Annotated in this window: 8 protein-coding genes; 2 read left to right on the top strand and 6 right to left on the bottom strand. The window is 69.8% G+C overall.

What is annotated here, in order from left to right; all coding sequences use genetic code 11:
- Positions 1 to 18: 18 nt before the first annotated feature.
- Genes ACOBQB_RS10995 through hppD form a run of 3 tightly spaced genes read right to left on the bottom strand, consistent with a single transcriptional unit; the run spans position 19 to position 5047 of the window.
- On the bottom strand, positions 19 to 1491 hold the full coding sequence (locus ACOBQB_RS10995; protein WP_423590989.1) for an FAD/NAD(P)-binding protein: 1473 nt from the start codon (positions 1489 to 1491) through the stop codon (positions 19 to 21).
- The gene (locus tag ACOBQB_RS10990) at positions 1473 to 2852 is read right to left on the bottom strand and encodes a PLP-dependent aminotransferase family protein (RefSeq protein WP_423590987.1); all 1380 of its coding nucleotides are present in this window, start codon (positions 2850 to 2852) and stop codon (positions 1473 to 1475) included. Before ACOBQB_RS10990 ends, ACOBQB_RS10995 begins: the two co-directional genes overlap by 19 nt.
- Positions 2849 to 5047, bottom strand: a complete 2199-nt coding sequence (gene hppD / locus ACOBQB_RS10985; protein WP_423590985.1) for a 4-hydroxyphenylpyruvate dioxygenase — start codon at positions 5045 to 5047, stop codon at positions 2849 to 2851. Before hppD ends, ACOBQB_RS10990 begins: the two co-directional genes overlap by 4 nt.
- Positions 5048 to 5431: 384 nt before the next feature.
- On the opposite strand from hppD, the gene ACOBQB_RS10980 reads away from it, so the two are divergent.
- Positions 5432 to 6478: an NAD(P)-dependent alcohol dehydrogenase gene (locus ACOBQB_RS10980; RefSeq protein ID WP_423590983.1), complete on the top strand. Its 1047-nt coding sequence runs from the start codon at positions 5432 to 5434 to the stop codon at positions 6476 to 6478.
- 81 nt (positions 6479 to 6559) lie between these two features.
- Here ACOBQB_RS10980 and ACOBQB_RS10975 read toward each other — a convergent pair whose 3' ends face one another.
- Entirely contained in the window at positions 6560 to 7183 is a 624-nt protein-coding gene (locus ACOBQB_RS10975; protein WP_423590982.1) for a TetR/AcrR family transcriptional regulator, read from the bottom strand.
- A gap of 150 nt (positions 7184 to 7333) precedes the next feature.
- Positions 7334 to 11386, bottom strand: a complete 4053-nt coding sequence (locus tag ACOBQB_RS10970) for a type I polyketide synthase (protein WP_423590980.1) — start codon at positions 11384 to 11386, stop codon at positions 7334 to 7336.
- A 274-nt stretch (positions 11387 to 11660) separates the two neighbouring features.
- Between ACOBQB_RS10970 and ACOBQB_RS10965 the strand changes: the two genes are divergently transcribed.
- Complete coding sequence (locus ACOBQB_RS10965) at positions 11661 to 12689, top strand: hypothetical protein (RefSeq protein ID WP_423590978.1); 1029 nt, start codon at positions 11661 to 11663, stop codon at positions 12687 to 12689.
- Positions 12690 to 12797: 108 nt separating this feature from the next.
- Here ACOBQB_RS10965 and ACOBQB_RS10960 read toward each other — a convergent pair whose 3' ends face one another.
- Entirely contained in the window at positions 12798 to 14396 is a 1599-nt protein-coding gene (locus ACOBQB_RS10960) for an FAD-dependent monooxygenase (RefSeq protein ID WP_423590976.1), read from the bottom strand.
- Positions 14397 to 14463: the final 67 nt, after the last annotated feature.

Raw genomic sequence — 14463 nt, 5'->3', positions numbered from 1 at the left:
CTCAGTGGCTCCGCTACGTCAGTGGCTCAGCTCGGCCAGTTCATGGAGGGCCGGCGTCGACCGGGCGCCGAGCTGGAGCGCGACGTCCTTGGCCTGGTGCGCGGCGATGTAGAGGAGCGTCGCGAAGAAGAGGACCCGGACATGGGTGGCGGCGCCGACGACCCAGATGTTCTCGGGAGACGCTTCCGGGGACACGCGGAGGCGCAGGTCGGCCGAGAGCTGGTCGACCGGGCGGGCATGACGCGGAGCCTGCTCCAGGTGGATGCTGTCGTCTCTGCGGTCATGCCAGAGCGTGGGCGGTTCGTAGCCGCACGCGCTGACGACGCGGTCGACCGTGCTCACGTCCCCGTCGGGCCACTCCACCGACCACACCGGGCCGCGGCGCCGCACGCGCACCGGGTACTCCCGCGCCAGGCGCAGCGCGCCTCGGTCGATGTGCCCGAGCAGCTTCCTGGCGTTGGGCAGGATCAGGGCCGTGGCGTATCTGCGGCCGACGGTGCGGAAGGCCCGCAGGACCGTCGACCGGGCCGGCGGCGGCAGTGTCGGCAGCCACGCGGCGAGCTCCGCGCTCACGCCCACGGCGACGTCCTGCCACGCACAGGCCCCGCTCTCGGCCAGTGCGATCTCCGCCCTGAGCCGGTGGACGGGGTCGCTCACGCCGGTGATCTGTTCGCGCAGCGGGCGGGCGTCGCACTGGCGGACGGACTCGACGATGATCCTCGTGAGTCTGGGCACCAGGTGGGGGTCCGACGGATCGAGAGACGCGATGCCCTTGGCCGCGGTGGCCGAAGGGGGCAGCAGCGGCGTCGCCGTGCGGACCGCGGGCAGCTGCCCGGAGGGCGAGGCCATGGTGACGTGGCCACCCTCCCCGCACAGCAGCAGGGCGGCGTCGACGGCGGACTGCCGGGATCCCAGTACGAGGACGCGGGACCCCGGCGGCACGCGGCGCGAGAGGCGCTCGGCGGGGAACGGGCTCGCCAGGAAGGCCGGGTCGTCCTGGTGGGCGCGCATGAGTTCCGGAACACGCGGCGTGTCGAGCCCCGCGGCGATCACCACGTCAGAGGCCCGCACCTCGGTGCCGTCGCTCAGTCCCACCCGGTATCCGTCCGCGTCCTTGCCGATGCTCCGTGCGCCGGCACGGGTCTGCTCGACCCGGACGCCGCGGGCGACGGCCAGGGCTGAGTACTCCGCGAAGCGCTGGGCGATGTACGCGCCGAGGAGGCCGCGCGGCACGACGTCACGTGGAGCGGGGGACAGACCGCGACCGCGCAGATAGTCCACGAAGTCGTACGGCTCGTCCGGCACCAGGGAGTTGGCCTCGCACGAACTGTTGGTCAACAGGTCGGGGTGGGACTCACCGAACGCGAGGCCCCGGCCGACGTCGCGGGGGTCGACGATCCGGATGGACCGGTGCCGGGCCGCGCGCACCGCGTTGACGAAGCAGCTGACGCCCGTGGCCCCAGCCCCGATGATCAGTAGGTCGCCGTGCACGGTGCTGCCTCCCGGCTTTCGGAGCGGGTCGTGACGCGGTCCGCGACGAGCGCGGCGAGCCGGTCGAGGCCTTCCTCGATCCATGGGGGTGTCAGGGCGCTACAGGACAGCCGGAGCCGGTGGCGGGCATCGGCACCGTCGTGGAAGTGGCGCAGGGGAGTCCACAGCACTCCGAACTCCTGGGCCGACCTCTCCAGAAGCCGGTCGTCCACGACGAAGGGCACGGTGAGGACGACGAAGAAGCCGCCCGCCGGGGCGTTCCAGTGGATGCCGGAAGCCGCCGTCCCGCCGAAGCGGCGCTCCAGACCGGCGAGGAGGACCCGGCGATTGCCGCGGTAGTGCGCGATCGCGCGCTCGTTCGCGGCCCGCAGGCTGCAACCGGACTCCAGGAGCTTTCCGCCGATCACCGCCTGGGCGATCGGTGACGTGTTCACCGTCACCATGCTCTTGATCTTCGCGAGGTGGTCGGCGAAGAGGAGCGGGCCGCCCCGGACGTCCCCGACTCGCTGGTCCGCGACGACGAACCCGACCCGCGCTCCCGGCAGGGCCGTCTTGGCGAACGACCCCAAATACACGACACGGCGTCCGGTGTCGAGCGCTTTGAGCGTGGGTGCGGGTGCTCCGCCGTCATCGAACAGACCGTAGGGATTGTCTTCGAGCAGGAGCAGATCCTCCTCCTCGGCGACGCGGAGGAGCCGCCTGCGGTCCTCGACGCTCAGGCTCAGCCCCGTGGGGTTGGCGAAGTCCGGGACGACGTAACACGCTCGGGGGCGCAGGCCGGTGCGGCGCGCCTCGTCCAGGACGGCGCGCAGGTGCGCGAAGTCGACCCCGCCCGACCCGCTCGCGACGGGCAGGACGGGCATACCCGCGAGACGGGCCGCCCCGGTGAGCCCCATGTACGTCGGGGAGACAGCCAGAACGGCGTCGTGTTCGGTCGCGCACAAGGCCCGCAGTACGAGGAAGAGCGCTTCCTGACACCCCACGGTGACGACGATGGAGTCGACGGGGACGTCGATGCCCTCGTCGACGGCCAGGTTCCGTGCGATCAGCTCGCCGATCACGCCCTTCGTGGGGCCGTACTGGAGCAGGGTTTCGCGGATCCGCTCCGCGGACCGGCCCTGCTCCACGGCGAGATACCGGATGTAGCGGTCCAGGCAGCGCTGGACCGACGCGGTCTCGAAGAGGTCGTCGCACGGGCGGCCCGCGGCGAACGACACGGCATGGGGATAGGCGCCCGAGATCTCGTTCAGGAAGTTCATCGATTCCAGTACGGGATCCGCCAACGAGGCGTGCAGATCGTCGAGGCGCAGCTCGCAGTCCTGCGAACGTCGGTTGCGAGGGGCGGCCGTGGTGCCCGTCATACTCGCTCGACCTCGTTCATGACGGATCCGTCCAGGACGGCCGTCAGGCCCCGTGCCGCCTCTGGGCCCGGACAGCCCGCGAGCACCAGCGCGTCCTCGATTTCCTGCTTGAGCAGGGAGAACACGTCTGCCAGTCCACGCTCACCGCCGACTGCGAGACCCCACAGGACCGGCCTGCCGAGCAGGACGCCCGTGGCGCCCAGAGCAAGCGCCCGCAGCACGTCGGTGCCGCTGCGGATGCCGCTGTCCAGCAGGACGTCACAGGCGTCTCCGACGGCCGCGCGCACGGCGGGGAGCGCACTGACGGCGGCGACGGCGCCGTCGAGCTGGCGGCCGCCGTGGTTGGACACCACGACCGCGTCGATGCCCGCCGACGCCGCCCGGGCGGCGTCAGCGGGGTCGAGGACGCCCTTCAGGATCAGCGGCAACGCGGTCTGTTCACGGAGCCACTCCAGGTCCGGCCAGCTGAGGGACGCGTCGAAAACAGCGTCGGTGTGCTCCGCGACGGTCGGGGCGCGGCCGGCGCCGGGGCGCGGAGTCCCGTCGAGTTCGACCGGCCTGACGTGCGACGGCAGCACGAACCGCCTGCGCAGATCCCGCAACCGCCGTGCCATGCGCGGCACGTCGACCGTCACCATCAGCCCCGGACAGCCGATCTCCTCGGCTCGCCGCACCAGACGCAGCAGTTGGGCGCGGTCACGGAGCCAGTACAGCTGGAGCAACGGCGGCCGGCCTGCCCGCGCGACCTGCTCCAGTGGCCGGCTGCTGAGCATGGCTGCCACCAGGGGCACCCCCGCCGCCGCGGCCGCCCGCGCCGTCGCGATCTCCCCCTCCGGGTGTACGAGGGCGTGATACGCCATGGGGGCCACCGCCACGGGCATGTCGGCCTCGACACCGAGCAGGCGCGTGGCGGTGCGGGGACGGGACACATCGGCCAGCACGCGCGGAACGAGGCGGACGCTGTCCAGAGCGGCGCGGTTGTGGGCGAGCGTCGTTTCCCGGCCGCTGCCACCGGCGATGAAGTCCCACACGTCCGCGGGCAGCCGCGCGGCCGCGGGCCGTGCCAGGTCGTCCAGACAGACCAGCGGATCGGCTGCCGGCACGGCTCCCGAGACTTCAGGGGCCTCAGGGGCGCGAGCGAGGCGCTCGGACTCGACAGCCGTATACAGCGCGTGGATGTTGTTGCTCCCGAACGTCTCGGCCCCGCACCGCTCAAGCACTTCGAAGAAGAAGGTCCGCCGAGGGTGGACGGACCGGGTGAAGACCTGGAACAACCGGCCGTTGTGGTCCTCGTCCACCAGAATCCGCGACTTCCGGAGGCTGTCGATGGAGTATTCGGTCACGGCGACACGCTCGGGCAGCGCGTCGTAGTAGATGTCCGGCACATTGAGGGTCTCCACACCCTGCGTGCTCAGCCGGTCCAGCGCCTCGACGATGTTGCGCGTGCTCAGCGCGAGATGCTGTATCCCGGGCCCTCCGTGCGCCCCCAGGAATTCGTTGATCTGCCCCGGAGCCGCCGTGGGGTCGGGTTCGATGATGGTGAACGTGATGTCGCCCTCGGCGTTCTGCACCACCTCGGAGTTCATGGCCTGGGAACCGACGGAAATATGCTCCTGGAACACGGACCGAAACCCGAACGCGCGCTGCCAGAACTCCACCAGACCGCCGAGCTCACCCGCCGCGACACAGACCGCGAAGTGATCCAGCTCCTCGAACCCGCCGGTACGCGCCGTGGTGCCGGCCGTGCTGTCGACCGAGCGGCCCGAGAACTCCGGAGGAAGGGGCGTCCTACGATCGACCAGCGTGTGGGTGATGTCACCGAACGCCGCGATCACGGCGCCGCCTCCGTCGGAACTCCCGGGCTCGCGGACGGCCCGGGCACCGGCCCCCACCGCTGCGGCGAAGGCCGAGGGGACATCGTCCACGTGCAGGGCGATGTCTGCGACACCGTCGCCGTGCCGTTCCACGTACGCGTTCGCCGCTTCTCCCTGGGTGACCACCAGGGTGATGTTTCCCTGCCGAAGGGCGAGTGAGCAGCGGTCACCACCGGAATGCGCGGCACCGGCCGTCGCGCATATCTCGAACCCGTACTTGTGCCGGAACTCAGCCGCGGTGGCGGCGGCGTCGCGTACATAGAACTCGACATAAGCGAGAGTCGGGCCACTGGCCGCGATATGAGGGTCGGAATGATGCATGGCTGGACCACCCTTCGGCAGAGCTGAACAACTGCGGCGGTAAAGGGGAGATCTTCGTGCGCCTCGGTTCCGGCGCCTTGAAAGACGCTGCCAGCTTCACCGACTCAGCGGCCCTACGCCACTGTTCGCCTGGTGCAGCAACGTGCGCCGCACGTTGCTGCACCCGGGAACGGAACTCCGGGGATGTGCAGCAAGCTGCACCACAGCTTGCTGCACGAGGCGGTGGTGGCGGACCGCCCGAGAGGACGGGCAAGCTGCATTCCGTGGCTGCCATGTGATTGCTCGACTGGGTCGTTCCGGTGGAGGACGACGCTGCGCCTTTCCATCCCAACGACGCAGCGGCGGTCCGCCCGTCCTTTCAAAGTCAAGGGAAACAGGATCACCATGCCCAGCACCCTCGCACTGTCGCTGCCCGCCAAGGGAGCGCCGTTCACACCGACCACCATCCAGCGGCGCCCGCTGCGCCGGAATGACGTCCGGATCGATATCAGGTTCTGCGGCGTCTGCCACACCGACCTGCACTTCGGCCACGACGACTGGGGTGGAACGCTCTTTCCTCTCGTGCCCGGACACGAGATCACCGGAGTGGTCTCGGAAGTCGGCGAAGCCGTCACCGAGTTCGAGGTGGGGGACCGGGTAGGTGTGGGCTGCATGGTCAACTCCTGCGGGGAGTGCGCCCCTTGCGCTTCGGGCGAGGAGCAGTACTGCACCGAGGGCTTCGTCAAGACGTACTCGGCCCGTGACCACGACGGAACGGTGACCCAGGGCGGTTACAGCCAGTCCATCGTCGTCGTGGACCGCTTCGTCCTGCGCATCCCCGATGAACTCGAACTCGCGGGAGCGGCACCGCTGTTGTGCGCGGGCGTCACCGTCTACTCACCCCTGCGCCATTGGCACGCGGGTCCGGGCATGAAGGTCGGCGTGCTCGGCATGGGCGGCCTCGGGCACCTCGGCGTGAAGATCGCCGCGGCGATGGGCGCCGAGGTCACCCTCCTCGGCCGGTCGGCGGAGAAGAAGAACGACGCGCTGAGCTTCGGCGCCGCGCGGTTCGTGAACACCCGCGAGAGCGCGGAACTCGCAGCATTCGCGGGCCACTTCGATCTGCTCGTCAATACCGTCCCCGCCCGCCTCGACCAGGACGCCTACCTGGCTCTGCTCGGCCTCGGCGGCTCTCTCGTCAACGTGGGCGCACCGGGTGACCCGGTGGCGTCGTACAACGTGTTCTCCCTCCTGGGTGCCCGCCGCGCCATCGCGGGATCGTCCATAGGCGGCATAGGGGAGACCCAGGACATGCTCGACTTCTGTGCGAAACACCAGATCACTTCGGAGATCGAGGTGATCTCCGCTGACCGGGTCCCCGAGGCCTGGGAGAACCTGTCCGGCGCCCGCTACCGGTATGTCATCGACATCGCCACGCTCGGCACACCCTGACCGTCCGTGGCCGACGGCGGCGCGAGGCGTGAGCCCGCAGCTCACGCCTCGTGCCGCCGTATGCCGTCGCATGCTGGGTGTCTAGGGCGTCGCCGTCACGGTCATGCCTTCGAGGAGGAGCCGCAGGATCTGCTGCAACTCATCGGCCAGTGGCTCGGTTTCGCCCGAGGGATGGTGGGCCCATCGGTACAGGGCTCCGAGGTAGACATCGCGCAGCACGTTACCGACGCCGATCGGCGACATCCCCGGGCTCAGTTCTCCCTGGCGCACCCCGTTCTCCACGATCCTGGCGAACACCTCCGCGACATACGGCTCTTCGAGAATCGGCCGTCCCGCCTTCACCCATGCGGTGAGCATGGCGGTGGTGAGCCGCGGTTCCTCTTGGTTGATGCGGACGAGGACCGCCATGCACTCCTGGAGTTGGGCGACCGAACTGGGGGTGAGCACATTGTTCGCATCGAGCCCCGTCACGAGAGCGGCACGCCTCCTGTCACCCCAGGCACCGATGATGTCTTCCTTGCGCTGGAAGTAGTTGAAGAAAGTTCCACGCGCCACATCTGCCCGCTCGGCGATCTCGTCGATGGAGGTGTGGTCATATCCCTTCTCCACGATGAGCTCCACGGCCGCGGCATACAGCCGTTCCCGGACTCGCAGCTTGTTGCGTTCCCGGCGGCCGACCGGCGGCGTCGTCGCACTCGAGTCCATTCCGTCCCTCCTGTGTGTGTTGAGCTCGCGAGGCCTGAGTGACGTGAGCCGACGGCAAGGGGGACACCTGAACTCAGTCGGCCTGTGGGGGCACTGGGGCGCACGGGCCACGATCTATCTATCGCATGTTTTTATACTGCAGTGCAAGTTTCACTCCGGCTCCTGCGGGGACATCTGGCCGAAATGTGTCGGCGCTTCGTGCCGGGCAAGGCTCTTGGCCAGGCTCGCGATGCTCTCCGGCCCCAGAAGGCGCTCGGCGGGCACCTCCTGGCCGAGACTGCGGCGCAGGCGCTGGCGGAGCTGGGAGGCCATGAGGGAGTCGAGCCCGAGATCCCGCAACGACCGCCGCTCGTCGATGTCCGACGCCGGCATGCCCAACAGCGCCGCGGAGTGCTTGAGAAGCGCCTCCGCTGCGCCTTCACGGTCAGGGGACAAGGGCGCGACCTCCTCCACGGGCGTCTCAGGAGCGGCGGGTTGCGCCGTCGCGGGCTCCCGGTCCTGCGCCCGTTCCCGGGCGGTCGGCGGTGATACGACGGAGTGCAGGAGGCCGGTGAGGAAGTCGCCGCCGAGGGGGCCCGCGACCTTCTTCGCCAGGCCGGCGAACGACGCGGCGCACTGGTCGGTGAGGGCCGAGACGAGGGCGGGCACATGTGCCAGGGGACTGCTTGCCCGGGACGGCCGTGCAAGCCGCCGCAGGTGGATTCCGGAGAAACGCGCCAGGACACGTCGGTCCGGTGCGATCAGGCGGACGTCGGCCCGCAGTGAGGCTCCACCGTCCTCGGACCGCAGGTCGGCGAGGCTCCAGAACTCCGGCTCCAGTTCCGCGAAGAACCGGACCGAGTCGAGGGACACGGGAACGTACGAGATGCCGTCGTCGCCCGACATGGCTCCCGGCCGGGCCGCGAGGAGAGGAGGTCGCAGGCCGGCCTCCCAGTCGAGGCGGGACAAGGGCTGCGTCAGCCGGACACGGGCCACGGCTTCACCGTCGCGCCGCCACAGGTGCTCCACAGCCCGAAACGGGTGGTCGGAGTCGGAGTTGGAGCCGTAGCCGTGGCGCTGCGCGAGTCGCCGCAGGTCCTGTGCCCCCAGATATTCCCGGCAGCGTGCGAGCACGGCGTCCAGGGCGTCCGGATCCAGGGAGGCGGCATCGTCGGCCTCGGCCCCGACGATCCGTCCCCTGGCGCAGAAGACGGGCTCGGGGACGCCGGGGAGCAAGGCCCGCACCGTGACGGTGCGGGCTTCCCCGGTTTGTCCCCGGTGCCCGTCCAGGGTCACCTGAAGGGTCGTGCCGTCAGCCGCTTCGAGAGGCACGTGCACGTCGCCCAGCTGCACGTCCCGCAGTGCGAGCGGCGTGGTGCGGTCGGCCTCTTGCGCGGTTTCCAGCATCGCCGCGAGATGGACGACGGGCGGCACGGGCGCGCCCTCGGGGAGCGCTGCGCCGCCGCTCCACTCGGCGGTCCCGCTCCATGACGCGAGGTCGATGTGCCGGACCCGGGAGGCGGCCGGCCGGTGCGCGGCCCGGGAGTCGGCCGACTCGCGCCGGAACTGCACCACGTCCCAGGAGTAGGTGGGAAGCGACGGCACATGCCGTGCGCCTCCGCCGAACCACCGCGGCCAGTCCACCCGCCCGCCCAAGGCGAAGATCCGTCCGGCGGCCCGGGCCAGTTCGGTGGGCTCGTCCTGACCCGCGTGCAGCGAGGCCACCGCGACCTCACCGTGGTCGCCGCCCAGCGTGTCGTTCATGGGGGCCACGAGGACCGGATGCGGGCTGACTTCGAGGAAGACGCTCTCCGCGGCGAGGGCCACCCCTCGTACGGTGTCGGCGAACCGCACGGGACGGCGCAGATTGTCCATCCAGTAGACGGCCGTCAGCTCCGGGCCCTTGACCTCGCAGCCGTGCACGGTGGAGACCATGCCGGTCGTGCCGGGGACCGGGGAGAGGCCTGCCAGTTCCCGCAGCAGGTCGTCGCGCAGGGGCTCCATCTGCGACGAGTGCGAGGCCACGTTCACCTTCACCGAGCGGCACAGGACGCCTCGTTCCTCCCATGCCGCCCGCAGACGCGCGAGGGCCACGGGATCGCCCGCGAGCACGGTCGTGGTGCGTGAGTTCTCGGCCGCCACGCACACCGCCCCCTCGTGCGCCTCGACGTCCTCCCGGGCCCGGGAGGCCGACAGTTCGACGACGAGCATGGCACCCTGGCCCGCCACGCGCTGCATCAACCGGCTGCGTCGGCAGATCACCGCGGCCGCGTCGCCCAGTGACAGGGCGCCGAACACGTGAGCCGCCGCTACCTCTCCCATGCTGTGCCCGATGCACAGATCCGGTGTCACGCCGCGTTCGCGCCAAGCGGCGGCGAGCGCCACCTGCACCGCCCACAGGACGGGCTGAACAATGCTCACGTCTTCGGGGAAGTCGGTGTCGTCGGACGTCAGTCGTTCCAGAACCGACCAGCCGAGTTCCTTGGAAACGGCCCGGTCGCATGCGTCGAGTGCCGTCCGGAAGGCGGGCGAGGAGCGGTACAGGGACCGGGTCATGCCCGCCCACTGCGACCCCTGCCCGGAGAAGGCGAACACGAGGCGCTTGTCGCCGGACAGGCCCGCCTCGGCCGTTCCGCCGTCCGCAATCGTCTCGCCCGCGGCGAGGGCGTGCAGGCGCCGGGCCAGGGAGTCGTGGTCCTGGCCCACGACCCAGAGCCGGTGGGGGTGGGCGTCGCGCCGGGTGGCGGCGGCGGCACAGATGTCGGCGAGCCGGACACGACGCCCGGGCCCGGAGGGACCCAGGTAGGCCGCGTACTTCTCCGCCAGGCGGCGGAGGGAGCCGGACGTGCGCGCGCTGAGCACCAGCAGACAGGGCTCGGCCTCGATGGCGGGGCAGGGCATTTCGGGCACGGGCTCGGGGACATGGGCGCCGAGGACCAGATGGGCGTTCGTACCGGACAGGCCGAAGGAGCTGACACCGATCAGGGCGCGGGAACCGGCCGGTTCCAGGGGCCGGTTGCGCGTCACCACGCGCACCGGGAAGTCGTCCTGTGCCAGCAGGGGGTGCGACTCGTCGAGGTGCAGCGACGCCGGTATGACACCGTGGCGCAGCATCAGCGCCGACTTGATCAGCCCGGCCATGCCCGCGGCGGCCTCGGCGTGCCCGAGGTTGGTCTTGACCGATCCGGTGAGGAGCGGCCGGTCCGCGCGCCGTCCTGGGCCTGCGGCCTCGGCGAGCGCCTGGAGTTCCACGCCGTCGCCGACGCGTGTTCCGGTGCCGTGCGCCTCGACGTAGTCGAGCTCCGAGGGCTCGACACCGGCACTGCGACAGGCCTCGCGCACCATGGCGGCCTGACCCTCCACGGAAGGGTGGAGCAGAAGCCCGCTGGCCGCGCCGTCGTTGGTGGTCGCACTGCCGAGCAGGACCGCGTGGACGGCGTCGCCGTCCCGGAGCGCGTCGTCCAGTCGCTTGAGCACCACCACCCCCACGCCTTCGCTGCGTACGAATCCGTCCGCGCGGGCGTCGCCGAATCGGCAGCGGCCCCCCGGGGAGAGCATGTCCCCCTGGGAGTACGCGACGAAGTCGTGCGGAGACAGGATGACGTTGACACCCGCGGCGATGCACAGGTCGCTCTCGCCGGTGAGCAGACTCTGGCGCGCGGCGTGCACGGCGACCAGCGACGAGGAGCACGCGGTGTCCAGGACGACGCTCGGCCCGCGCAGGTCGAGGGCGTAGGAGACGCGTCCGGCCGTGACAGCGCGCAGTCGGCTGCCCACCATGCTGCGGACATCGGGGTCATGGCTCCGGGGGTCGGTCTCCGCGTACTCCGATGTCGCCTGGCCGACGAACACGCCACCGCGAGTGCCCGCCAGCTGGGAGGGGCGTATCCCGGCCGACTCCAGGGCTTCCCACACGACGTGCAGCAGCAGGCGTTGCTGCGGATCCATGGTGCGTGCTTCCACCGGTGAGATGCCAAAGAAGGCCGCGTCGAAGCCGAAGGGATCGACGAGGAAGCCGCCGTGCCGGGAGACGGTTCGGCCGCGGGTCATGGGGGTCGAGTCGTACCACTCGCTCATGTCGAAGCGGTCGGAAGGGATCGGGATCACGTTGTCCGCGTTGGCCGTGAGTACGCCCCACAGCTCATCGACGCTTTCGATCCCCGGCAACCGGCACCCCATGCCGACTATCGCGACGGGGGGCATGTCCGACGGTTCTGTACGCACGTACGACTCCAAGTTTCACGGCACGGGCAGCGACAGAGATGATCGTCATAAACGGGGTCCAAAAATAGACTCACGACTACTTTTCACCCCCACATCGTCGACTCTTGACGAAGCCTTGGGTCCAGGCAGAGGCAGACGAACTCTTTATACGCCTTCGCCCGTTATGCACAGTGACAAGAACTTGAACCTGCGTCAAGATTCTTGAACTTGCGTCCATCTATGGGCCCGTGTTTATTCTTGAGGCATAGTCATGCCGAGAGGTAGGGGGAAGACTGTGGATATCGCCCAGATCGTTCCGCTGTTGGGTGATGAGGATCTGGCGGCCTATCAGTTTCTCGTCACAACCGGCGGATCCACCCTCGAGAAACTGGCGAGGAGTCTGGGCTGGGGTCCGGAACAGACGGAGCGAGTGCTGTCCAGACTCAGAAGGATGAAGCTGGCGCGGTCCCGGGCGGAGGGCCGCGACGACTGGATCGCCGTGCACCCGGAAACGGTCAGGCTCCAGTACGCGAAGCCTCTTTCGGGCGTCATCGACGCGTGGCAGGCACAGTTGGACGGACTCCGCGAGCAGCTCGACACGCTCTCCGGCCTATGCGCCGACGGCGTGGAAAGCGGCGGCCCCAGTCCCGTCGTCACGATCGAGGGCGCGTCCGCCATCCGTGCCGCGCTTGAGGACCGCGCGGCACGGTGCACCGAGGAGGTGTTCGCCGTGCAACCTCTGGGGCGGGGAGCCCCGACTGCCGCCCACAGCGTGCTCGGCCCGGCCTCCGGGCTGGTTCCGTCGACGGTCAGCCTGCGCGTGCTGCTTCCGCACCTGTCCCGGTACGACGCGGAGGTGCGCGACTGCGTCGAGGAGATCTCGGCGGCGGGGGGCGAGGTCCGGACCACCGCCGCGTCCCTGCCCGCGCTCATCGCCTTCGACCGTTCGGTCGTGTTCCTGCTGGACGGCGAGGAAACGCGCAGGGCGCACATGGTGAAGCACGAGGCCTTAGTGGAGTTCATCCTGCACACGGTGGTGAGCGCCTGGGCGACCAGCGTCGTCTTCCAGAGGACGGGCGGCAACAACAGAATCCCGGAGTGGCTCACCCAGGAGACGAAGACCGCGATCGTTCAGCTGCTCGCCGCCGGGTACAAGGACGAAGTGGTGGCCAGGCGCCTGGGCATCGGGGTGCGGACCTGCCGGAAGTACATCGCCGAGATGTTCGGGGATCTGGGAGCGCAGAGCCGGTTCCAGGCCGGCTGGATCATTCGCGATCACATGCTCGTGTCCGGTCCCGAAAGGCCCGTGGCGAACACGGCGTGACCTGACGGGGCACACCTCGAAGGTCTCGGCTCAGGGCGGAACGGAAGAACGTTGCCGCATCCATAAGTGACACACGGGTGCGGCAACGTTCGGATCAGCGTGCGCGGATCAACGTGTGAGTATCGCGGTGAGGGCCGTGGTGAGCTCGTGCTCCGGATCGTCCGCCGCCTGCTTGCCGCGCCAGGCCACGACGGCGTCGGGGCGGATCAGCGTGGCACCGGTCGGTTCGACCCCGTAACGGCCGCACCAGACGTCGTCGCCGTCGACGAAGCGATCACCGAGGCGGTACGCGGCCAGGGTGACGCCGAGTCGGCGGGCGACCTTTTCGGCGGCCGTGACCCACTCCGGGGCTTCGTACCCGGCAAGGAGCACGAAACCGCGGCCGAACAGATCGTGGGTGGAGAGCGTCCGCGGACCGTCGGTGAGCACGACGTGCGGAGCCCGGCCGCCGGGGCGCCCGGTGGGGTGCCACGGATCTTCCTGCAGGCTGCCGTCGTCGTCGGCCTCGGTGCGGACCGCGGCGGAGTGGCACCGGAAGCCCAGGAACTCCTTGGCCATGGGGATGGGGGCGCCGGGGTCGGCCGGGTTGTAGCTGGCGGGCACGCGGCCTTCGGAGATCTTCGCCAGTTCGACCTCACGCTCAAGAGTGATGTCGATGAGCGGGCGCCGCTCGATCTCGTACGTGTTCAGCAGGCCGGGCCCGGCCTGCCCGGTGAGCACCAGCGCGAGCCGCCAGGACAGGTCGTAGGCGTCCTGAATGGCGAGGTTGCCGCCCTGGCCGCCGTTGGGCGGGCAGGCGTGCGCGGAGTCACCGGCCAGGAAGACACGGCCCTCGCGGAACCGTTCGGCCATTTTGTGGTTGATGGCGAAGAAGCGGGCGTTGATGAAGGTGACGTCGATCTCGGGGTCGCCGATGGCGTGACGGATCCGCTCCAGGCAGCGGGTCTCGGTGAAGTCATCCGGCGTCTGGCCCCGTTCGGGGAAGTAATCGACCCACAGGGTGTGCCGCTCGGAGCCGTCCAGGATGAAGCTGGAACCGCTGCCGGGCATCCCGATGACCTCGACCGCGCCCTTTTCCACGTAGCGCGTCAGATCGGCCTCGAAAGTGAGGATGTACATGTGGCCGATGACTCCACTGCCTTCGACGGGAATGCCGAGCGCCTCCCGGATCGGGCTCATGTTCCCGTCGGCCGCCACCATGTAGTCCGCCTCGACCACATGCTCACGCCCGGTGGACACGTCACGCAGTGTCGCGGTGACCTTCTCGTCGTCCTGGACGAAGGAGACCATCTCGGTGCCGAGGCACACCTCCGCGCCGGCCTCCTCGGCGCTCTGGCGGAGGATCTCCTCGACCTGGGCCTGCGACACCCACGCCAGCGGCGGCACCGAGGAGAGCTCCTGCGGGTCGGGCTGCCCGGCCAGCGGGTCGAGGTAGCGTCGCTCGGGATCGGCTATGGACGTGCCGTGGCTGATGCGGGGCCACTGGGCGTCCCCGAGGGCGCTGCGGATCCGCTGTGCCACGCCGGGCAGTGTGTTGAGCAACTCCTGAGAACGCGTGTTGAGCCCCCATGCCTTCGGCAGTGTGGACGTACTCGGCCGACGCTCCACCAGCAGCGGGTGCACACCGCGTGCGGCAAGGCTCAAAGCGGTGGTGAGCCCGGTGTAGGCGCCTCCGACGATGAGTACGGGAACTCGCGGGACTGACATGGCATCTGCCTCCGTTGCTGCTGTGTTCAGAGCCGGACCGGACCGGATCGGCCCGGCTCATTCGCCG

It is taken from the genome of Streptomyces sp. G5(2025) (assembly GCF_049542075.1).
GTDB lineage: Bacteria > Actinomycetota > Actinomycetes > Streptomycetales > Streptomycetaceae > Streptomyces.
This window is presented reverse-complemented; position numbering and strand designations above follow the sequence as displayed.